Annotated in this window: 20 protein-coding genes; 10 read left to right on the forward strand and 10 right to left on the reverse strand. The window is 58.0% G+C overall.

The genetic code is table 11. The features are described from left to right. Positions 1-639 precede the first annotated feature (639 nt). The 7 genes from QK293_RS20920 to QK293_RS20950 all read right to left on the reverse strand — a co-directional run bounded on the left by QK293_RS20920 (position 640) and on the right by QK293_RS20950 (position 9,019). Positions 640-1,206, reverse strand: a complete 567-nt coding sequence (locus tag QK293_RS20920) for a GNAT family N-acetyltransferase (protein WP_282380550.1) — start codon at positions 1,204-1,206, stop codon at positions 640-642. A 21-nt stretch (positions 1,207-1,227) separates the two neighbouring features. Next, positions 1,228-1,998, reverse strand: coding sequence for an electron transfer flavoprotein subunit beta (locus QK293_RS20925; protein ID WP_282380552.1), 771 nt, complete (start codon positions 1,996-1,998; stop codon positions 1,228-1,230). Between the two features lie 15 nt (positions 1,999-2,013). Further along, entirely contained in the window at positions 2,014-3,234 is a 1,221-nt protein-coding gene (locus tag QK293_RS20930; RefSeq protein ID WP_282380554.1) for an electron transfer flavoprotein subunit alpha/FixB family protein, read from the reverse strand. Then, positions 3,234-5,183, reverse strand: coding sequence for a dimethylglycine demethylation protein DgcB (dgcB, locus tag QK293_RS20935; protein ID WP_282380556.1), 1,950 nt, complete (start codon positions 5,181-5,183; stop codon positions 3,234-3,236). The genes QK293_RS20930 and dgcB overlap by 1 nt, the downstream gene beginning before the upstream one ends. 173 nt (positions 5,184-5,356) lie before the next feature. Next, positions 5,357-7,417: a dimethylglycine demethylation protein DgcA gene (gene dgcA / locus QK293_RS20940; RefSeq protein ID WP_282380559.1), complete on the reverse strand. Its 2,061-nt coding sequence runs from the start codon at positions 7,415-7,417 to the stop codon at positions 5,357-5,359. A gap of 15 nt (positions 7,418-7,432) precedes the next feature. Beyond that, complete coding sequence (locus QK293_RS20945) at positions 7,433-7,963, reverse strand: DUF5943 domain-containing protein (RefSeq protein WP_003194877.1); 531 nt, start codon at positions 7,961-7,963, stop codon at positions 7,433-7,435. A 78-nt stretch (positions 7,964-8,041) separates the two neighbouring features. Next, positions 8,042-9,019 carry a dipeptidase gene (locus QK293_RS20950; protein ID WP_131060646.1) on the reverse strand — a complete coding sequence of 326 codons (978 nt, stop codon included), beginning with the start codon at positions 9,017-9,019 and terminating at the stop codon, positions 8,042-8,044. A 234-nt stretch (positions 9,020-9,253) separates the two neighbouring features. Between QK293_RS20950 and QK293_RS20955 the strand changes: the two genes are divergently transcribed. The 4 genes from QK293_RS20955 (at position 9,254) to QK293_RS20970 (ending at position 12,474) form a co-directional block, all read left to right on the forward strand. Next, positions 9,254-9,655 carry a lysozyme inhibitor LprI family protein gene (locus QK293_RS20955; protein ID WP_282380560.1) on the forward strand — a complete coding sequence of 134 codons (402 nt, stop codon included), beginning with the start codon at positions 9,254-9,256 and terminating at the stop codon, positions 9,653-9,655. A 219-nt stretch (positions 9,656-9,874) separates the two neighbouring features. Continuing rightward, a complete protein-coding gene (locus tag QK293_RS20960; protein ID WP_282380561.1) occupies positions 9,875-10,282 on the forward strand; it encodes a hypothetical protein in 408 nt (135 codons plus the stop codon). Positions 10,283-10,751: 469 nt separating this feature from the next. Further along, on the forward strand, positions 10,752-11,924 hold the full coding sequence (locus QK293_RS20965) for a hypothetical protein (protein WP_282380562.1): 1,173 nt from the start codon (positions 10,752-10,754) through the stop codon (positions 11,922-11,924). 133 nt (positions 11,925-12,057) lie between these two features. Further along, positions 12,058-12,474 (forward strand): DUF3010 family protein, encoded by a 417-nt coding sequence (locus tag QK293_RS20970; protein WP_282380564.1) that lies wholly within the window; start codon positions 12,058-12,060, stop codon positions 12,472-12,474. A 164-nt stretch (positions 12,475-12,638) separates the two neighbouring features. Here QK293_RS20970 and QK293_RS20975 read toward each other — a convergent pair whose 3' ends face one another. After that, positions 12,639-13,586 carry a GlxA family transcriptional regulator gene (locus QK293_RS20975; protein ID WP_282380655.1) on the reverse strand — a complete coding sequence of 316 codons (948 nt, stop codon included), beginning with the start codon at positions 13,584-13,586 and terminating at the stop codon, positions 12,639-12,641. Positions 13,587-13,780: 194 nt separating this feature from the next. Between QK293_RS20975 and QK293_RS20980 the strand changes: the two genes are divergently transcribed. The 6 genes from QK293_RS20980 (at position 13,781) to QK293_RS21005 (ending at position 18,923) form a co-directional block, all read left to right on the forward strand. Further along, entirely contained in the window at positions 13,781-14,725 is a 945-nt protein-coding gene (locus QK293_RS20980) for a choline ABC transporter substrate-binding protein (RefSeq protein ID WP_282380566.1), read from the forward strand. A gap of 74 nt (positions 14,726-14,799) precedes the next feature. After that, positions 14,800-15,687, forward strand: a complete 888-nt coding sequence (locus QK293_RS20985) for a 3-keto-5-aminohexanoate cleavage protein (protein ID WP_282380568.1) — start codon at positions 14,800-14,802, stop codon at positions 15,685-15,687. 28 nt (positions 15,688-15,715) lie between these two features. Further along, positions 15,716-16,681: an L-carnitine dehydrogenase gene (locus tag QK293_RS20990; protein ID WP_282380570.1), complete on the forward strand. Its 966-nt coding sequence runs from the start codon at positions 15,716-15,718 to the stop codon at positions 16,679-16,681. Between the two features lie 65 nt (positions 16,682-16,746). Next, on the forward strand, positions 16,747-17,223 hold the full coding sequence (locus QK293_RS20995) for a thioesterase family protein (protein ID WP_282380572.1): 477 nt from the start codon (positions 16,747-16,749) through the stop codon (positions 17,221-17,223). 13 nt (positions 17,224-17,236) lie between these two features. Then, on the forward strand, positions 17,237-18,400 hold the full coding sequence (locus tag QK293_RS21000) for a gamma-butyrobetaine dioxygenase (protein WP_282380574.1): 1,164 nt from the start codon (positions 17,237-17,239) through the stop codon (positions 18,398-18,400). A 259-nt stretch (positions 18,401-18,659) separates the two neighbouring features. Continuing rightward, entirely contained in the window at positions 18,660-18,923 is a 264-nt protein-coding gene (locus tag QK293_RS21005; protein WP_282380576.1) for a hypothetical protein, read from the forward strand. 91 nt (positions 18,924-19,014) lie between these two features. On the opposite strand, the gene QK293_RS21010 is transcribed toward QK293_RS21005, so the two are convergent. Together QK293_RS21010 and QK293_RS21015 are read right to left on the reverse strand one after the other, a co-directional pair. Then, positions 19,015-20,118 (reverse strand): GlxA family transcriptional regulator, encoded by a 1,104-nt coding sequence (locus QK293_RS21010; RefSeq protein WP_201198415.1) that lies wholly within the window; start codon positions 20,116-20,118, stop codon positions 19,015-19,017. Positions 20,119-20,561: 443 nt separating this feature from the next. Further along, positions 20,562-21,938: an L-serine ammonia-lyase gene (locus QK293_RS21015; RefSeq protein WP_282380587.1), complete on the reverse strand. Its 1,377-nt coding sequence runs from the start codon at positions 21,936-21,938 to the stop codon at positions 20,562-20,564. Positions 21,939-22,341 lie beyond the last annotated feature (403 nt).

A 22,341-nucleotide genomic window follows, 5' to 3' on the forward strand; every position in this document is an offset into this window, starting at 1 on the left:
GCATTGGAGCTGCCACGGGTGTGGGGCTGTAGAGGTTCGCGAACAAGTTATCCACACCTTCACCCACAGCAAATGGGGACAACTCGGTTTACAGCGAAAACTTTCTACACAGAAACCGAAGAAAATCCGTGACTTATCCAGAAGCAGGGTTTTGAACTGCGATTGGTTGTTTTTTGATCGGAAGCCTGTAAGGCACGAAATACGTGGCCTGCAGAGGATGGCGAACACCTTATCCACAGAAGCGCCAACAGACTTTGGGGGCAACTTCGATGGATCTGTGGAAAACCGTTGGAGGCCGCGATATATCGGGGTTTTCGCGCGGTTTATCGATCTAAAACGATGATTTGATCGTTTTTTGATCATCCACCTGATAAGCCCGTTTTATATGGCCTGTAGCGGACAGCGAACATCTTATCCACAGATGCGCTAACAGAGATTGGGGGCAAGTATTGGCTCGCGTGAAAAGTTATCCTCAGGAAAAAGCCTGAAAAAACCGCAAGTTAAGTTGGTCGTTTTTTATACGAAGGGTTGCAGGGCTTGATTTGTATGGGCCGTGGCGAACGGCGAACATGTTATCCACAGAAGCGCTCACAGGGACTGTGGGTAAACACATCACCCCTGTGGGATAGGATTCGTGCCTTAAGGCCGATACATCAGATAGGCCTCACCCGTGACCCGAATCATCGGGTGTGGCGTGATCTGGCAGGTATCGACGATACGGAAGCCGTGGCGCTCGTAGAACCGGCGGGCGCCGGTGTTCACGGCGTAGTCGATCAGGCTCAAGCCATTGAGCCCAAGCTGGTTGGCTCGGTCGTAGGCGTAGGCGAGGAACTGCTTGCCCAGGCCCTGATTTCGCCAGCCTTCATGAAGCGCCAGGCTGGAGATATAGAGGGTGTCGGGAATTTCCATCCTGGCATACGGCGCCAGGACCGGATCGGTCACAGGGGCCGCCAGCGGATCGTGACGCATCACGTAGCTGTGCATCATGCCAATGACGTTTCCCTCGGCCTCGGCAATGAGGCAGTTCTGCCAGGAAAAATCCACGTCTTCACGGGCGTACCGACTGGCACCGACATCCAATAGGTCCTGACCGGGCTGCGCCAGTTGACTCCAGATGTAATCCGCAGCGCCTTCTGATGAAATCTGAAACAAACGAGCAATCTCCCGCGCATCCGCGCGCAGGGCCGAACGAAATTCAACTGCCATTTAGCGGACTCCACAGGACCGTTAGCGAACGACGCCTTCCTCAATCAATAACTTGAGAATCGCCTCAGCCCCAGCGGCAGCACTCAACCCTTTAAGCACTTGTCCGCCTCCACCACTGGCCTTGGCCGTCGCGGCTTTCATCCGGTCCGCGCCACTCTTGGCCTTGATCACCTTCAAGCGTTTAGGCCGTGGCTTGGCCGGTTGCAGGGTGGCGACCGCCAGCAGTTCATCGTCGATCACTTCGACTTCATCCGCCTGCAACACCCCGCGTCGGGCCGGCCCGTAAGCGCTCTGCCGAGGTTTCGGCGCAGCGTTATCCACCGTCGCGAGAAACGGTAGCCGCACTTTCAAACGACGACGCTGACCGCGTGGCAAGGCTTGCAGCACCAGCGCCGAACCGCCGTCGATGGATTCAACTTGAGCCAGCCCTACGACGAGCGGCCAGCCTAGATTTTCCGCCAGCAGGAACGGCAACATGCCCGAGCCTTCGCCGGTTTCCGCCTGGCTGCCGGTCAGCACGACCTGAGCTCCGGCGTCACGCAAATACGCGGTCAATGCCGGCAGTGCATCGGTGCCTGAAGGTTGTTCAAGCACATGCAACTGTTCCAGGCCCATGCCCAGATACGCGCGCAATGCAGGCTCCGCGACATCGCCTGCATGCAGCACTTGCAGGTTATCCCCAGCCAGTTGCAGACCCAGTTCCACCGCCCGCGCATCCTGTTCAGCGCGACGTGGCCGGCCGGAAGTCGGGTGGGCGCCGATGGACACCAGGCTGATGATTTTCGTGCTCATAACCCTTTCCTTTCCTTAAGCCGCATCGCGCTTGGCTTCATTGCGGTAAGCCTCTACCGCATCGATCAAGGCTTGAAGAATTTCGGCGCTTTCACCGATCACCGACAGGTCGGCCCGTTTGATCATGTCGCAGCCAGGATCGAGGTTGATCGCCACCACCTTGTCGCAGGCACCGATGCCTTGCAGGTGCTGGATTGCCCCGGAAATCCCCACCGCCACGTAGACCCTTGCGGTAACCCAGGTGCCGGACGCACCGACCTGACGGTCGCGCGCCATGAAGCCGTCATCCACTGCCACACGGGACGCGCCTTCGGTCGCGCCCAACGCTTCGGCCGTCCTGTGGAAAAGTCCCCAGTCCTTGACCCCGTTGCCGCCGGAGAAGATGAATTCGGCTTCGGCCATCGGAATCGCCGCCGGGTCCACTGCCACCGCGCCCAAATCCTCGATGCGCGAGAGACTGCGCACCACCGCTGTGGATAACTCCACCGGCAAGGCTTCGTGACGGGTTTCGCTGACCGGTTCGGCGCATTCGACGGCGGCCAGAATCAAGCGAGCGACCGGGCGCGCAAGGTCTTGCAAACCAGCACCAGCGCGGCCGATGCACTCCTGATCCTTGACCTGCCAGACCCGCGTGGCCGGGCGCTCGCCCAGTGCTGCGGCAAAGCGTCGACCCAGTTCCCCCCCGCCGCTGCGGCTGTCCGGCAGCAACCAGTGACGCGGGCTGAACTGGTTATCCACAGCCCGCAGGCCCTGGACTCTTTGTTCCGGTGCATAACCGCTGAATTCGTCACCATCCAGCACCAGCAAGCGATCGACGCCAGCAGTGGCGAAGGCATTCTCTTTGTGTTCGCCGAAAACCACGGCCAACACCGCGCCGTCCTTGCCGGCCAACTGATGAGCCAGACCGAGCAAATCGCGGTCGTGGCTGCTCAAGCGGCCGCCGACCATGTCCGGCACCACGCTGATGTAAAACGCAGGTGCAGGAACTTGATGCAGCGGCAATTGCACTTCAACCGCGGCCGAACGTTTTGTCGCCCCGCCCTGTTGAGCGCCGCTGCGGTCGATCCGTTTGATGCCGTTGGGACCGATAAAACCGATGCCATGGGGATTCTTGCGGATGATGCCATTAGGTCCCATCCAGCTGTGCTGCGCCGGTTGCATGGCCGCGTGCAGCGGGTGCAGGCGGTTGCGGGCGATCCATTCGGCGCGTGGGTCGCGGCGGATAATGTCGCTCATCAATGCACCTCCGCAGGTTCACGTTTGGCTGGTGTGGCCGGTTTGCCTGGCGCGGCGTCTTCGAGCAACGCATCGGCCACCAGTTCGGCGATGTCCTTGATCAGCGGCCGGGGTTCGACCACGCCTTCGAGCATCGCGGTGCATTGTGGACAACCCACGGCCACCAGTTCGGCGCCGGTTTCGCGGATGTCGTCCATACGCATGTCAGGGATCCGTTGTTTGCCCGGAATGTCGGTAATCGGTGCACCGCCACCACCGCCGCAGCAGCGCGAACGGAAACCGGAGCGTTGCATTTCCTTGATCTCGATCCCGAGGGCACGCAGCACTTCACGCGGCGCCTCGTATTCGCCGTTGTAACGACCGAGGTAGCACGGATCGTGATAAGTCACGCTGCTGCCTTTGTGCTGACCGAGGTTGAGGGCGCCAGCGCCGATGATTTCGGCCATGTAGGTGCTGTGGTGCTGCACGAGGTAGTGGCCGTCGAAGGCGCCGTACTCGTTTTTCAGCACGTGGAAGCTGTGCGGGTCGCAGGTGACGATACGGTTGAAGCTGTACTTGGCCAGGGTCTGGATGTTGCGTTTGGCCAGCAACTGGAACGTCGCTTCGTCGCCCAGACGTCGGGCCACGTCACCGCTGTCGCGTTCTTCGAGGCCCAGCACGGCGAAGTCGACCTTGGCTGCTTTCAGCACTTTGACGAAGGCGCGCAAGGTGCGCTGGTTGCGCATGTCGAAGGCACCGTCGCCGACCCAGAACAGCACGTCGACAGATTTCTTCTCGCTGAGCAGGTTCAGGTTCAAGTCCGCCGCCCAGTTCATCCGCCCGCCCGGCGCGAAACCGCCAGGGTTATCGGTGGCGATCAGGTTTTCGAGGACTTCGGCGCCCTTGTTCGGGGTTGCGCCTTTTTCCAGGGTCAGGTGACGGCGCATGTCGACGATGGCGTCAACGTGCTCGATCATCATCGGGCACTCCTCGACGCAGGCGCGGCAGGTGGTGCAGGACCACAAGGTTTCAGCGTCCACCAGACCGTTGACGATCGGTTGATGCGGGTTGCCGGCGTGTTCGCCAATCGGTTGGCCTGGATAAGGGCTGCCGGCGAACTTGGCATCGGTGCCACCCGCGAGGCCGACCACCATGTCCTGAATCAGTTTTTTCGGGTTCAGCGGCTGGCCGGCGGCGAATGCCGGGCACGCCGCTTCGCATTTACCGCACTGCACGCAGGCATCGAAGCCGAGCAGTTGGTTCCAGGTGAAATCCTTGGGTTTTTCCACGCCCAGTGGCGCGTTTGGATCGTTCAGGTCCAGCGGTTTCAAACCGGTGGAACGGCCGCCGCCGAAACGTTCGGCGCGACGGTGCCAGGCCAAGTGCAGGGCACCAGCGAAGGCGTGCTTCATTGGCCCGCCCCAGGTCATGCCGAAGAACAGTTCGCTGACGCCCCACAACACGCCGACGCCGAGGATCGCCGCCAGCACCCAGCCACCGAAGTTTTCCGGAAGAATGCCCGCCACCGGCAGGGTCAACAGAAAGAAGCTTGCAGAGAATGCCAACAGGCTTTTTGGCAGGCGCATCCATGGCCCTTTGGACAGGCGAGCCGGTGGGTTGCGACGACGCAGAAACATGAAAATCGCACCAACGAACATCACCGTCGAGGCAATCAACAGGGCAACACCAAGAATGCGACTGTGCAGGCCGAAACCGTGAACCAGTATCGCCAGCACCATTGACGCCACCGCACCACCCGCAGTCGCGACGTGGGTGTTGGCGATGTATTTGTCCCGCGCGACGACATGGTGCAAGTCGACCATGTAGCGCTTGGGCATGGCGAACAGGCCGCCGATCAGGTCGACTTTCGAAGCTCGACCTCGGCGCCACATAGCCACCCGCCGCAACGCGCCCAGGACAGCCAGGCCCAGGGCAGCGAACAACAGGATTGGAAGAAGGGTGTTCAACATGGTGGAGCTCCCAAAGACCTCGGGTCTTGCAGGCCTAACTAGCTGGATGCCTTGCTCGAATTCCTGTAGGAGCGAGGCTTGCCCGCGAAGGCGATGGATCAGCCGACATCAATGTTGAATGTCAGGAGGCCTTCGCGGGCAAGCCTCGCTCCTACAGGGTTATCCACAAGCTCTTAGAAATCCTTGCACAACCGCAGCGCGTCGTAGATCGCCGCGTGGGTGTTGCGTTGCGCCACGCAGTCGCCGATGCGGAACAGCAAGTAGCCGTCGCCCGCCTGGCTCAGCGAAGGTTGCGGTTTGATCGCGAACAAAGCTTCGATGTCCATCTGGCCTTTGTTGCGCGAGCCTTCCTTCAACGCGTAGTAGATTTCTTCGTCCGGACGCACGCCGTTTTCGACGACCACCTGGTCCACCACCCGCTCCTCTTTGGCGCCGGTGTATTCGTTTTCCAGCACCGCCACCAGCTTGTCGCCTTCGCGGTAGACCTTCTCCAGCATCATGTCCCCAGTCATGATCACTTCTTTGGGGTACATGCTGCGGTAGTAGGTCGGGAACGACGTACCGCCGATGGCCACACCCGGTTTGATGTCGTCGGTGACGATCTCGACCTGGCTGCCCTTGTCGGCGAGGAAGTCGGCGGTCGACATCCCGGTGAATTCGCAAATGGTGTCGTAGACCAGCACATTCTTGCCCGGTGCGACCTTGCCATCGAGGATGTCCCAGCTGCTGACCACCAGGCCTTCAGCCGCGCCCCAATGTTCGTTCTGCTCCAGGAATGGATGACCGCCGACGGCGAGCACCACCACGTCCGGACGCAAGTCCAGAATAGTTGCTGCATCGGCCGCCACGCCCAGGCGCAGGTCGACTTTCAAACGGGCCAGCTCAAGCTGGAACCAGCGAGTGATGCCGGCAATCTGGTCACGCTGTGGCGCTTTCGAGGCAGTGGTGATCTGCCCACCGATGAATTCTTTCTTCTCGAACAGGGTCACGTCGTGGCCGCGTTCGGCCGACACGCGAGCGGCTTCCATCCCGGCAGGACCGGCACCGACCACCACAACCTTGCGCTTCACACCGGTCGATTTCTCGATGATGTGCGGCACGCCCATGTATTCACGGGAGGTCGCGGCGTTCTGGATGCACAAGACGTCCAGGCCCTGGTACTGACGGTCGATGCAGTAGTTGGCGCCGACGCATTGTTTGATCTGGTCGATCTGACCCATTTTGATCTTGGCGATCAGGTGCGGGTCGGCGATGTGGGCACGGGTCATGCCGACCATGTCGACGTAGCCGCCTTCCAGAATACGGGTCGCCTGGTTCGGGTCCTTGATGTTCTGCGCGTGCAAAACAGGGGCCTTGACCACTTCTTTGATACCGGCAGCCAGGTGCAGGAACGGCTCCGGTGGATAACTCATGTTCGGGATAACGTTGGCCAGGGTGTTATGGGTGTCGCAACCCGAACCCACCACGCCGATGAAGTCGATCATGCCGGTGTCGTCGTAGTACTTGGCGATCTGCTTCATGTCCTCGTGGGACAAGCCGTCCGGGTGGAACTCGTCACCGCACAGACGGATGCCGACACAGAAATCCGGGCCGACTTCAGCCCGCACAGCCTTGATCACTTCCAGGCCGAAACGCATGCGGTTCTCGAAACTGCCGCCCCACTCGTCAGTGCGTTTGTTGACTCGCGGGCTCCAGAACTGGTCGATCATGTGCTGGTGCACTGCCGATAGTTCGACGCCGTCCAGGCCACCGGCCTTGGCGCGGCCAGCCGCAGTGGCGTAGTTGCCGATTACTCGCCAGATTTCTTCCGGCTCGATGGTTTTGCAGGTCGCACGGTGCACCGGTTCACGGATGCCCGACGGCGACAGCAGGGTTGGCCAATGCTCGCCGTCCCAACGCGAGCGTCGGCCCATGTGGGTAATCTGAATCATGATCTTGGCGCCATGCTTGTGCATGGCATCGGCCAGGTTCTGGAAGTGCGGAATGATCCGGTCGTCGGCCAGGTTGACCGACTTCCACCAGCCTTGCGGGCTGTCGATGGCCACACTGGAGGAACCGCCGCAAATCGCCAGGCCGATCCCGCCCTTGGCTTTCTCTTCGTAATACTTGACGTACCGGTCGGTGGTCATGCCGCCGTCGGTGGCATAGACCTCGGCGTGCGCGGTGCTGAGCACGCGGTTACGGATGGTCAGTTTGCCGATCTGGATCGGCTGGAACATTGCTTCGAAAGCCATGACGGGGTCCTCGACTTACAACGGCTTGACGGTGAACAAACCGTCGTCGTGGCCTTCTTCGGAGCCACCGTAGACTTGTTCGGCAACCGTGCGAATGTTGCTGCCGCGGGCTTGCAGAATCTGGTCCATGGCACCGGCAAACCAGCCGGTGAACATGTAGTCGACCTTACGTCCGACCTTGCCGTAGACATAGACGAACGCCGAGTGTTCGAGCTTGACGCTGGCAGTGCCTTTGTCGAGGTCGATGTCCTGGATCTTGAACAGGCCCCAGCCGCGCTGCGACAGGCGCTTCATGTAGTGTTCGAACACCGCAACGCCTTCCAGGCCGTGGCATTCAGCTTCTTTTTCACACCAGTGCCAGGCGGATTTGTAGCCGGCCTTGTAGAGGATTTCGGCGTAGGCGTCGGCGCCCAGCACTTCCTCGATGCCCATGTGGTTGTTGACGAAGAAATGACGCGGTACGTACAGCATCGGCAGGGCGTCGGAGGTCCAGACACCGGTTTCGCTGTCAACTTCGATTGGCAATTGCGGGGCGATCTTGGCCATGGAAACTTAACTCCAGAAAATTCGTGGTGTTGCCCCCGGCACGGACGGCCGGGGGAAAGGATTCAGAGGTGCTGTGGCTTACTCGCCCCAGACGTCCTTCAAAACGTTGACCCAGTTCTCGCCCATGATCTTGCGGACCACGCGCTCGGGATGGCCGCGCTTGAGCAGGGTTTCGGTCAGGTTCGGGAACTCGCCGACGGTGCGGATGCCCAGCGGGTTGATGATCTTGCCGAAGCTGGTCAGGCGGCGGGCGTAGCCCTTGTCATGGGTCAGGTATTCGAAGAAGTCCTGGCCATGGCCCTGGGTGAAGTCGGTGCCGATGCCGATGGCGTCTTCGCCGACGATGTTCATGGTGTATTCGATGGCTTCGGCGTAATCGTCGATGGTCGAATCGATGCCCTTGGCCAGGAATGGCGCAAACATGGTCACGCCGACGAAACCACCGTGATCGGCGATGAACTTCAGTTCTTCATCGGATTTGTTGCGCGGGTGAATTTTCAGACCCGACGGCAGGCAGTGGGAGTAGCAGACCGGTTTCTTGGATTCGAGGATGACTTCTTCGGAGGTTTTCGAACCCACGTGGGACAGGTCGCACATGACGCCGACGCGGTTCATCTCGGCGACGATTTCACGACCGAAACCCGACAGGCCGCCATCGCGCTCGTAGCAGCCGGTACCGACCAGGTTTTGGGTGTTGTAGCACATCTGCACGATACCGACACCGAGCTGCTTGAACACCTCGACGTAGCCGATCTGGTCTTCAAACGCATGAGCATTCTGGAAACCGAAGAGGATGCCGGTTTTACCCTGCTCCTTGGCCTTGCGGATATCGGCGGTGGTGCGCACTGGAATTACCAGGTCGCTGTTTTCGCGGATCAGCTTCTGGCTGGCGGCGATATTGTTGACGGTGGCCTGGAAGCCCTCCCACACCGACACGGTGCAGTTGGCCGCGGTCAGACCGCCCTTGCGCATGTCTTCGAACAGCTCACGGTTCCACTTGGCAATAATCAGACCGTCGATAACGATGCTGTCGGCGTGCAATTCGGCTGGGCTCATCAGGCTGTCCCCTATTAGCGATTCGTGCGCCGAATCGTGTGTCGGCGCTTTGGGGCCAGCATATGCCTGAGGGACGGGGTAGCCGGGTGCAAAAACGACAGGGGGTTTGCCGAAAGCGTCAATCTGCGACAAAGGGTCGTTGATGGACGCAATTGCCCACCTGTTCAAGGGCCGCTGCTTGGGCGAGAATTCGCGGCATTACTGGATGCTTTACTGATAAGGGGCGGCGACGCAATGAAATCGATCTTCCTGGCGTTAGCACTGATAGCGACCGGCGTACACGCGGCGGAAGAGTCCGACGACAACCCCTGCGACAAAGTCGAAAACGAAGTCCAGACCCTGGAATGCTCGGTCTACGGCAGAACCACCGCCGAAGACCTGCTTAAAGACAACTATCAAAGCCTGACCGAACGCTTGCAAACGACCTACGGCAAGAACCCGGCGCAACTGACCGACATCACCGCCAAGCTCAAGGCCGCTCAGCAGCAATGGTTGAAGACTCGGGATGCGGATTGCGCGGTTGACGCGTTTCCGACGACGGCCGGCAGCAAGGCGTTCACCATTGCGCAGAATGATTGCGTGGCGCGAATGAGTGATGAGCGGTCGGAGTTTTTGGAGTCGATTGGGCAGGAGTGACGGATCATAAATAGAAGACACAAGAGCCTTTTTCTTCTGGATCCTGGGGAATTGGCAACCGTAGAGCTACTCCTTTAGTTCTGTCCGTTAAACACAACTCAATTGCATAGCGATTAAATCATTTGACAGCAGCAACTTACTCCGATGCCATAATGCAAAAATCACATCAGCGTTAGATATTTAAACTTTTCAAAAAACACACATAAAAGGAGTTATGAAATGAATAATACCGGCGGAGGCTCAGCCACTAATAGCGGTGTCGACTTCCAACAAAGGGTTGCGGCCTTCTTTGTATTAAGTATGGGCCTGAGCCTTGACTGCTCAATAGCTCTAGGTCATCACAAGCAGCTAAAAATAAAAAAAATATCTTTTGAAACAAGCGATTCTATTGACGACATAAAATTAATTCACAAAAAATCAATAACATATATCCAAGCCAAGCGCCAACTATCATTATCTGAAGCGCCCACCTCTGACTTTTTCAAAACAATTGAACAATTCTACAAACAAAATCGAAGCTCTCAAAATCCAAAAGACAGCTACACATTAGTCACAACAGCAGACTCATCAAAAAAAAATAACAAAAGAGCTCAAGAAAATCACGAAATCACTGCGCCTAAATGTTGACGCACTTACCGAAAACCCTCTATCCCAATCAGAACAAGAGACACTACAGAAAGTCTCCAACATCGTTAAATTAATTGCCTCAAACAACAAGCACCAAAAAGTTTCAGACGTAGAATTTATTGAACTTCTTAAGAAAATCCACATAATAACCCTTGATCTAGAGCAAGGCGGCACTTACGAAAGTGCTTTTCTAACATCAATCACATGCCAACTTTCGATTCACCCGGAGCTTCTATGGAATTATATAATTACAAAAAGCCTCGACTGGTCAAAGAACAGGCAATCCATTGACAACTCCGAAACAAAATCACTACTGGATAACTTTATAAAGCCACCCCAAACAGCCCCCCTTCAATCCGACACAAATTTTCACTTCGCCTTTGACGCCGAAAAATTCAAGATTTGCTCAGGACGTGAAGTTATACTCATAGAGTCACCAAACAAAAAAAACGAGGTAGTTCTTCTTGAGTTGAAAAGATTCAATGATGCAGGAGAATTTTTGCTTAGTTTCCAAGAAGACAAGGTCGAATTGCAGGACGGGAGCAAATACAAGCTCTATGGAAGAGCCGCAACTATCAGTGGCGCCGCCAGGCTCTTCCATGAAGATCCTCGATTCATGAAGAAGAATCTTATACTACCTGATGCGGAGTCTATTTCCGCAATTGACAATGAGCTAATCCCACTGACTTATTCGGAGAAAATCAGATCTAGCATTACTAGTAACACAAACGTTTCAAAATGCATCCATTGTGGTGACGGGCTTTCTCACAACGGCATGTTCGTCGAAATCCAAGAAACAAGCCTTCCGTTTGACAATGGTATTATCCACAAAAAATGTAGACGCCCATCAGATAGGATATTAGGAACCGGCTCAAATCCAGGCATTGATTTATACCCAGAACTTAAGAATTTTGACTACAAAAAGTGGTTTACCTTATTACCAGAAAGTCAAGCTGTCTGGGGAAGTCTTGAAAATATAAGCACCAAAGCAACACACATTTTATGGACTCCAGACCAAGAGCATCTAGTTGGAACTCACTGCATCAAAGCGACGTTGGAAGATAGTTCGACACGATACATACAACACCGTGGACAAATACAACGATTTACATCAGAAAATGCTGATATCGAGTGTAGTCGTTTTATCGAGCAAGCTCGCGCTGCCCAAGAAAGCGGCAACCCTCTTTGTTTCTCAAGTGACGGGGATGTGTTTAGCAACAAAGACACAATCATGAGAAACCAACAAACACCCGCAAAACCAATTGAATGCCTAAATTTCGAAAAGGCGGTTTACACACGAGGATTGTCAGCACTTCATGACACCTGCAAAAATTATTACGCCCCCTTAACAACAATAATGGACGAAAGAAACAATCCGATCCTTTTTAACGATATGGTTTTCTTAATCAGCAGACCAATCGACTTAAAACACTTTCTAGAAAACTGGAAAGCAATTGCTTCGACAGTGGAAAACTACAAACTTAATATAATTGAAGATGATAAGCAATTCGACCATTTTATGCACAAACTTAGAGCAAAAAAAATATCAGTATTAGTTGATCCGATATTTGACCGCCATGGAGAGTTATTGAGTGGCTCTACAATCAGCCACATGGACGATTTGATCAATAATAAAAACTAGCAAAAATACCCAGAAGCAGAGGCGGCTCATATCCAGAATCAATTCAGCCATCCTGAATATAGACTGATTCACAGTTTTTTTGCTCCTTCCCTACATTTTTCTGGCGAAATTCATCCATTCACAAGGCGACCTCATGAAAATCTGCGGCATCGAAATCAAAGGCAGCGAAGCGATCATCGCCGTGGCCTCCCTCGACGGTCAGGCCCTGAGCCACGTCGCCCTGACCACCAAGAAAATCGCCCTCGACGATGACGACGAAGCCGCGAACGTCAAAGTCTTTGCCGCTCAGGTGGCGTCGTTTGTGCGCGAGAACTCCATCGACCGGATCGCGATCAAGAAGCGCAGCAAGAAAGGTGAGTTCGCCGGTGGGCCGACCACGTTCAAGATCGAGGGTGTTTTCCAGTTGCTGGAGAATTGCGAGGTGACGCTGCTGTCGCCACAGACCATCAACGCGCAGAACAAGAAGTTCGATTTTGAACTGCCGGGCACGCTGAACAAGTATCAGCATGAGGCGTTTAAAGCGGCCTGCTCGGCGCTGATGAAAAAGTGAGTGCCGCAAATTCTGTAGGAGCGAGCGGTGCGGCGATCCGACTTGCCCGCGAAGAGGCCGGCACATTCAAAATTACTGTCGCCTGACACGCCGCCTTCGCGGGCAAGTCGGATCGCCGCACCGCTCGCTCCTACAGGGATTGGGTTTCGCCCCATGCCGGAGGTTCAGGCCTTTTGGCTTTGCCGGCGATCTTCCCGCGGACACCGCGCAAAACGCGCCCGATAACTGCGGGTGAAATACGACGGAGATTCAAACCCGCAGGCAATACTCACCTCCAGCACGCTCATGTCCGTCTGCCGCAGCAACTGCCGCGCTTTCTCCAGCCGTAAACGCAGGTAGAAATTGCTTGGCGTGTCGTTCAGGTGCAGGCGAAACAGGCGTTCGAGCTGCCGTCGCGTTACCTTGATCGATTCGGCTAACGTCAATGTGCTCAACGGTGGTTCGCTGTGCTGCTCCATCTCGCCAATCACCTGCACCAATTTCTTATTGCTGATGCCATAACGCGTGGCGACTTCCATGCGCTGGTGGTCTTTGCGCGGGCGGATGCGCCCCAGTACGAATTGTTCGCTGACCTGGATCGCCAGTTCCGGGCCGTGGGCCTGGCTGATGAGGTCGAGCATCAGGTCGATGGACGCGGTGCCGCCGGCGGAGGTAATGCGCCGGCGGTCGATCTCGAACAGCTCTTGGGTGACGCTGAGCTGCGGATAGGACTCCTTGAACGCGTCGATGGCTTCCCAGTGCAGCGTCAGGCGATGGCCGTCGAGCAGGCCGGCTTCGGCGAGGACGAAGCTGCCGGTGTCGATGGCGCCGAGGGTCACGCCTTCGTTGTCCAGTCGACGTAGCCAGTGCTCCAGCGCCGGGGTGGCGAATTTCAGGGGTTCGAAACCGGCGACCACCAGCAGAGTCGCGCCTTTCTTCAACGGTTCCAGCGCCGCATCGGCGTTGACCGACATGCCGTTGCTGGCCAGCACCGCCCCGCCGCCCGCACTGAGCACATGCCAGCGATACAGCTCGCCGCGAAAGCGATTGGCGACCCGCAGCGGCTCGATCGCCGAGATGAAACCGATGGCCGAGAAACCCGGCATCAACAAAAAGTAGAAATCCTGGGACATGGAGCGCACTCGGTTGACGGGTAGCGTGTGGACGTTGATACGCCAGTTGTCGATGGCATTCAAGAGGACAGGTCGCTGCAGTGCAAGAGCTGGTCGCCGCAGTGCGCTTTCACGGGAGCTTAGCTGCGTAACTTGGCATCACCGGCGCACGAAGACGCCCGGACCCACAATAACGACCTGCCGAGGAACCCGACATGAAACGACTGATCAGCAGCTGTGTTCTTGCACTCAGCGGTACCGCTTTCTTGAGCGCCAGCGTCATGGCGGCCGAACCTGCTTCATGCCAGAACGTGCGCATGGGCGTAGTGAACTGGACCGACGTAATCGCCACCAGCGCCATGACCCAAGTCCTGCTCGATGGCCTCGGCTACAACACCAAACAAACCAGCGCGTCCCAGCAAATCATCTTCGCCGGGATCCGCGACCAGCGCCTGGACCTGTTCCTGGGCTACTGGAACCCGCTGATGACCCAGACCATCACCCCGTTCGTCGATGGCAAGCAGGTGAAAGTGCTTGAAGCACCGAGCCTCAAGGACGCCCGCGCCACCCTCGCTGTGCCGACTTACCTCGCCGACAAGGGCCTGAAAACCTTCGCCGACATCGCCAAGTTTGAAAAGGAACTGGGCGGCAAGATCTACGGCATCGAGCCAGGTTCGGGCGCCAATACCCAGATCAAGGCAATGATCGCCAAGAACCAGTTCGGTCTCGGCAAGTTCCAGCTGGTCGAGTCCAGCGAGGCCGGCATGCTCGCGGCGGTGGATCGCGCCGTACGGCGCAAAGAGGCCGTGGTGTTCTTCGGCTGGGCGCCGCACCCGATGAACATCAACGTGAAGATGACTTACCTCACCGGTAGCGAAGACGCCCTGGGCCCGAACGAAGGCATGGCCACGGTCTGGACCGTCACCGCACCGAAATACGCCGAACAATGCCCGAACATCGGTCGTTTGCTGAGCAACCTGACGTACACCGCCGAAGACGAGAGCCGGATGATGCAGCCGCTGCTGGATCACAAGGACGCCTTCGAATCGGCCAAGCAATGGCTGAAAGATCACCCGCAAGACAAGCAACGCTGGCTCGAAGGCGTGACCACTTTCGATGGCAAACCGGCGGCTGAAAACCTGCAACTGACAACCCAATAAACCCGATTGAACCACCGACTCGCAGCCCGACCGGGCTGCGATCGGAATCATCACGCCTGCAAGGAACCCGCCTCATGAACCACGACGTCATCATCACCTGCGCACTCACCGGTGCTGGCGACACGACCGCCAGAAGCCCACACGTGCCGGTCACCCCGAAACAGATCGCCGCTGCCGCCGTGGAAGCCGCCAAGGCTGGCGCCACCGTGGTCCACTGCCACGTGCGCAACCCCGAAACCGGCAAGTTCAGCCGTGACGTGGCGCTGTACCGCGAAGTGATGGAGCGCATCCGCGAAGCCGACGTCGACATCATCGTCAACCTCACCGCCGGCATGGGCGGCGACCTGGAAATCGGCGCTGGCGAGAACCCGATGGAGTTCGGCCCGAACACCGACCTGGTCGGCCCGCTGACCCGTCTGGCCCACGTTGCAGAACTGCTGCCGGAAATCTGCACCCTCGATTGCGGCACCCTGAACTTCGGCGACGGCGACACCATTTACGTGTCCACCCCGGCCCAGCTACGCGCTGGCGCCAAACGCATTCAAGAGTTGGGCGTGAAGGCCGAGCTGGAAATTTTCGACACCGGTCACCTGTGGTTCGCCAAGCAGATGATCAAGGAAGGGTTGCTCGACGACCCGCTGTTCCAGCTCTGCCTGGGGATCCCGTGGGGCGCGCCGGCCGACACCACCACCATGAAAGCCATGGTCGACAACTTGCCTGCCAATGCGGTGTGGGCCGGCTTCGGCATCGGTCGCATGCAAATGCCGATGGCGGCACAAGCGGTACTGCTGGGTGGCAACGTGCGGGTCGGTCTGGAAGACAACATCTGGTTGGACAAGGGCGTACTGGCAACCAACGGCCAACTGGTCGAACGCGCCTCGGAGATCCTCAGCCGCCTCGGCGCCCGCGTTCTGACGCCAGCTGAAGGCCGGGCAAAAATGGGCCTGACCAAGCGCGGTTAATCGACCTTTTCAACTTCAGGAAATTGCCATGACTTTTATCACCGAAATCAAAACCTTCGCCGCCCTGGGCAGCGGTGTCATCGGCAGCGGTTGGGTCTCCCGCGCCCTCGCCCACGGCCTCGACGTGGTGGCCTGGGACCCGGCACCCGGCGCCGAAGCAGCCCTGCGCAAACGCGTCGCCAATGCCTGGGCTGCGTTGGAGAAACAAGGCCTGGCGCCCGGTGCATCGCAGGACCGGTTGCGCTTTGTCGCCACCATTGAAGAATGCGTTGGCGACGCAGATTTCATTCAGGAAAGCGCTCCGGAACGCCTGGATCTGAAACTGGAACTGCACAGCAAAATCAGCGCGGCGGCCAAGCCCAACGCGCTGATCGGCTCCAGCACCTCGGGCCTGCTACCGAGCGAGTTCTACGAGAGTTCGACGCACCCGGAACGCTGCGTTGTCGGCCACCCATTCAACCCGGTTTATCTGCTGCCGCTGGTGGAAGTGGTTGGCGGCAAAAACACCGCTCCCGAAGCCGTTCAAGCGGCAATGAAAGTCTATGAATCCTTGGGCATGCGCCCGCTGCATGTGCGCAAGGAAGTACCCGGCTTTATCGCCGACCGCTTGCTCGAAGCGCTCTGGCGTGAGGCGCTGCACCTGGTTAACGACGGTGTAGCGACCACCGGTGAGATCGATGATGCCATTCGTTTTGGTGCGGGCTTGCGCTGGTCGTTCATGGGCACGTTTTTGACGTACACCCTGGCGGGTGGCGATGCGGGTATGCGGCACTTCATGGCGCAGTTCGGGCCAGCGTTGCAGTTGCCGTGGACGTATCTGCCGGCGCCGGAATTGACCGACAAGTTGATCGATGATGTGGTGGATGGCACCACTGATCAGTTGGGCACGCACAGCATTTCGGCGCTGGAGCGCTATCGTGATGACTGTTTGCTGGCAGTGCTGGAGGCGGTGAAGACTACCAAGGAAAAGCATGGGATGGCGTTTAGCGAGTAGTCCACGCTGATCGTTCCCACGCGGAGCATGGGAACGATCAGCGCCGATCATGTCTGGAGAGAAAAATGCCCACCCTAACCACCTACCAAACCAAAATCATCCCCGACTGGGTCGACTACAACGGCCACCTGCGCGATGCCTTCTACCTGCTGATTTTCAGCTACGCCACCGACGCGCTGATGGATCGCCTGGGAATGGACAGCAACAACCGCGAAGTCAGCGGTAACTCGCTGTTCACCCTCGAACTGCACCTCAATTACCTGCACGAAGTGAAGCTCGACGCCGATGTCGAGGTGCACACCCAAATCGTCGGCCACGACAGCAAACGTCTGCACCTCTATCACAGCCTGCATCGGGTGGGCGACGACAAGGCGCTGGCGGGCAACGAGCAAATGCTGCTGCACGTCGACCTCGACGGCCCGCGATCCGCACCCTTCAGCGAAGAAACCCTGAGCAAGCTGCAAGCCATCGTTGCCGAGCAAGCCGACCTGCCCGCCCCCGCCTACATTGGCCGAGTGATCGCGTTACCGCCGAAAAAATGACAAGGAGATCGCCATGAACACCGCCGCCGCTTTTGCCGACTTCCGTACCTACCCGTTGATCAGCGCATTGACCGCCGTACAAACCCTGGCGGACCGAGTTCAAGTGAAGTGGGCCGATGACCGTGTCAGCCCGTTTCATCATCAGTGGTTGCGGGACAACTGTCCGTGCCCGCTGTGCGTCTACACCGTGACCCGCGAGCAAGTGCTGGAAATCGTCGACGTCGCCGAAAACCTGAAGCCCTCGCACGCCAGCATTGATGCCGAAGGCTGCCTGCGTGTCGATTGGCAGGACGGCCATCTCAGCCGCTTCGATCCTGGCTGGTTACGGGCCCACGCCTACGATGATGAGTCCCGCGCCGAACGCCGGAGCGCCAAGCCCAAAAGCCAGCTCTGGAACAGCAACCTGAAGCTGCCGGCGTTCGAATACCAGGCGTTGATGAACGACAACGATGCCCTGTTGCAATGGCTGCTGGCCGTGCGCGATATCGGCCTGACCCAGGTCCGCGGCGTGCCGACCGAACCCGGCTCGCTGAAGCTGATCGCCCAGCGGATTTCCTTCATCCGCGAGAGCAATTTTGGCGTGCTGTTCAACGTGCAATCCAAGGCCGATGCCGACAGCAATGCCTACACCGCTTTCAACCTGCCGCTGCATAGCGATTTGCCGACCCGGGAGTTGCAACCGGGACTGCAGTTTCTGCATTGCCTGATCAATGAAGCAGACGGTGGCGAGAGTATTTTCGTCGACGGCTTTGCCATTGCCCAAGCCTTGCGCCAGGAAGATCCCGAGGCGTTTAAAAGCCTTTGCGAAATCCCTGTGGAGTTCCGTAATAAAGACCGCCACAGCGACTACCGTTGTCTCGCGCCAATCATCGCTCTGGATGCCTTCGGGCAGGTTTCGGAAGTCCGTATGGCGAACTTTCTGCGCGGCCCATTCGATGCGTCGGTCAAGCAGATGCCCACTCTCTATCACGCTTACCGCCGCTTCATTGCGATGACCCGCGAAAATCGATTCCGGGTGATGACGCGGCTAAACCCCGGTGAAATGTGGTGTTTCGACAACCGCCGCACCCTCCACGCCCGCAACGCCTTCGACCCTACCACCGGCACCCGGCATTTCCAGGGTTGCTATGTCGACCGGGATGAATTGTTGTCGCGCATCCTCGTCCTGCAGCGTTAAACCCCAGCCAAAAAAAGCCCCGATCAAGCCGTGACAGGATCGGGGCAGAAGTGGGTACTGTTGAGGAGCCGTTGCGCGAGGGTGACCAAACCTTCGTGAAGCCAGCTGACTCCAGTGTGCCTACTCCCATCCGTAGCAAGTTAGCCGAAAACGACCTGTTCATAGGTATTGCGGCCATTGCGACAAATCGTCCTTGCCGACGCCCACGACCCCTACGAGAATCGAGCCACGACACCGTTCCCTGAAGAAGGATTGCGTCATGATGCACGCCGATTTGATAGACCAGGAAGACCTGTTGGGCCAGCTGAAGGCGTTGGGATTTGCAGTGCCCCCTGGCGCAACCGCTGAGCAGGCCTGCGAATGCGCGGTACGGGGTTTGAACAACGAACGGGCAACGGAACTGCGCACGATGGTCAAGCAGATGTACACCAGCAGCGCGACCATTCTGCCCGCCGTGCGCCAGGCCATTGATAAGCAATTGCTGCCTGCACTGGCGCAGTATCAGCAGAGCCGTAGCGCCTGATCAACCGCTTTCGCGAGCAGGCTCGCTCCCACATTATTGGATCGCATATCCCTGTGGGAGCGAGCCTGCTCGCGAATGAAGGCGCCTCGGTTTAGAGCCTTACGCTGGCGAACGTCGACTCGTTGCGCGCCTGACTCAGCGCCGACAACGGCCCGGACAACGGTGACAGCACCAACGCTTGTGGCAGCGGCATCATCGCCACTTGTTGCGTGGTGTTGGAACCTACGCGCTCGTCACGCGGTGGAATGCCGAAGTATTCGCGGTAGCACTTGGAGAAGTGTGGTGTGGAAACGAAACCACACACCGACGCCACTTCGATGATCGACATCGGCGTTTGCTTGAGCAGTTGCCGAGCACGGATCAAGCGCAGTTTCAGGTAATAACGCGACGGCGAGCAGTGCAGGTATTTCTGGAACAGCCGCTCCAGCTGACGACGCGACACGGCGACGTACACTGCCAGTTCGTCGAGGTCGATCGGCTCTTCCAGGTTGGCCTCCATCAGCGCGACGATTTCCTGCAACTTCGGCTGGTTGGTGCCGAGCATGTGCTTGAGCGGCACACGCTGGTGATCCTGCTCGTTACGGATGCGCTCATAGACGAACATTTCCGAAATCGCGGCAGACAGTTCACGACCGTGATCGCGGCTGATCAGGTGCAGCATCATGTCCAGCGGCGCGGTGCCGCCGGAACTGGTGAAACGGTTACGGTCGAGGGTGAACAGACGCGTACTCATGGCCACACGCGGAAAAGCTTCCTGCATCGAGGCCAGACATTCCCAGTGCACGCTGCAATCGAAACCATCCAGCAGGCCGGCGCACGCCAGGGCCCAGCTGCCGGTGCAGACCGCACCGAGACGGCGGGACTGCCGTGCCTGGCTTTGCAGCCACGAAACGTGTTCACGGGTAACAGTGCGCTGGATGCCAATACCGCCGCAGACAATGATGGTGTCCAGGGCGGGTGCCTTGTGCATGGAACAGTCGGGAGTGATCTGCAGACCGTCACTGGCCCAGACCTGACCGCCGTCGACGGTGAGTGTGGTCCAGCGATACAGCTCGCGGCCGGACAATTGGTTGGCCATACGCAGGGGTTCTACTGCGGAGGCCAGAGAAATAAGCGTGAAATTGTCCAGCAGCAAAAAGCCGATGGATTGAGGCGCACGGTTCTGGGGTTGAGCCCCTGAGTTGAACGTCGTCATCGCGGTATCTCCTCACACAAAGCGGGTGATGGCCTCAGGCGGAGGCTCTTGTTATTGCCATCGTTCTCGCGTGGGAGACGGGCTTTGTAATGACAGAGCAATTGCCATGCCTAAAGTTGAATGCGCGTTCAATAACTCCTGAAAACGACGTCGGGATGTGTCTATATAAGCCGCGCGCTGAAGGGGGGATATAAGTGCCATTATCGGCAGCAGGCGCTCTGCCTCGTTGGGCGTGAGCAAATCGGTAGCACTTGTGGGAACAGGGCTGCGAGGTGCCGGGAGAGAGTGTCACCGCAAGCACAGGTGACAGGCGGTAATGGCCAACTTGGATCCCTGACCTGGGTGAAGTCGCTTATCTGTAAGCGACGCGCCAAAACGTGGCGCGTTTTGAATTGGGTGTTCACTTAGTGCGCAGTTTTGACTGGTCTGACGCCTTCGCGGTTTCAGCACTCAACCGCGCTAACCGCCAACCCACCGCGCGATGTCTCTTTATATTTGTCATGCATATCGGCGCCAGTATCACGCATCGTGCGGATCACCCGATCCAGCGAGATAAAGTGCTGACCATCGCCACGCAGCGCCATCTGCGCCGCGTTGATGGCTTTCACCGCGGCAATCGCGTTGCGCTCGATGCACGGCACTTGCACCAGCCCGCCCACCGGGTCGCAGGTCAGACCGAGGTTGTGTTCCAGACCGATTTCCGCCGCGTTGCATAGCTGCTCCGGTGTGGCGCCGAGGATCTCCGCCAACCCGGCCGCCGCCATGGCGCAGGCCGAACCGACTTCGCCCTGGCAACCGACTTCGGCACCGGAAATCGAAGCGTTCTTCTTGCACAGAATCCCTACCGCCGCCGCACTGAGGAAATAGTCGACCACGTTGGCGTCGGTCACCACTTCACTGAACTTCATAAAGTAGTGCAACACCGCCGGAATGATCCCCGCGGCGCCATTGGTCGGCGCCGTGACCATGCGCCCGCCAGCGGCGTTTTCTTCGTTGACCGCGAGGGCGAAGAGGTTGACCCACTCCATGGCGCTCAACGTTGAGCCGATTACGTTAGGTTTCCCCAGCTCTTGCAGGCTGCGATGCAACCTGGCCGCACGACGACGCACATTAAGTCCGCCGGGCAGGATGCCTTCGTGCTTGAGGCCTTGTTCGACGCAATCCTGCATGGCGCGCCAGAGTTTCATCAGGCCGGCACGGATTTCCTCTTCGCTGCGCCAGACCTTCTCGTTGGCCATCATCAATTCGGCGACGCGCAAGTTGTGTTTCTGGCACAGGCTGAGCAGTTCGACGGCGCTGGAGAAATCGTACGGCAACACCGTGCGATCCAGATCCACTACGCCGCTGGAGGCTTGTGCTTCATCGACGACAAAACCGCCGCCGATGGAATAGTAGGTGTCGCGATGCAGTTCACCGTCATCGCCCTCGGCGATCAGGGTCATGGCGTTGGGATGGAACGGCAGGTTTTCGTCGATCAGGCGCATGTCCCGGGCCCAGATGAACGGGACCGACAAGCGACCGTCGAGCAACAGCGTGTGAGTTTCGCGCAGGGTTTCGATGCGGATGCCGATTTGCGACGGATCGATCGCGTCCGGCCACTCGCCCATCAGGCCCATGATCACCGCGTTGTCGCTGCCGTGACCGATGCCGGTGGCCGACAACGAACCATAAAGCTGAACTTCGACGCGACGCACTTGCTCCAAAAGACCCTGCTCACGCACACCTTGCACGAACAACGCGGCGGCCCGCATAGGTCCCACGGTGTGCGAACTGGAAGGGCCGATGCCGATTTTGAACAGGTCGAAAACACTGATAGCCATTACTGCCGAACTCCTGGATGTCCCAACTCCAGACGCAAAAGCGCCCAGTGACGGAGCTGCTACGCTGAAGCTGCAATCCGCCGAGATGGCCGCATCATCAGGCTTTTGCCTTGTCGTTCGACGTCTCACACCGACGCACTCATGCCCACAAACGCCGCGAGCCTTTGACGCTGCGTTTTCGCCGTTTTTTTGCGGATCGGAGGGGCAAAGAGGGCTGAAAAAAGCTGTAAACGACGTCACCGACACTGGATGCGACCATCCCTGTACTGGTTACGACGCCCCCTGTAGGCGTCAGATTTTCACTGGTACATGATCGTATCGACTCGATTGCAAGGCGCCGTGGTAGAGCTGTCTCCAAAACGCCATCCAACCGCAACCTATAAGTGCGGTGGTCCAGTCGGAA

Source organism: Pseudomonas sp. AL03, from assembly GCF_029960815.1.
Taxonomy (GTDB): Bacteria; Pseudomonadota; Gammaproteobacteria; order Pseudomonadales; family Pseudomonadaceae; genus Aquipseudomonas.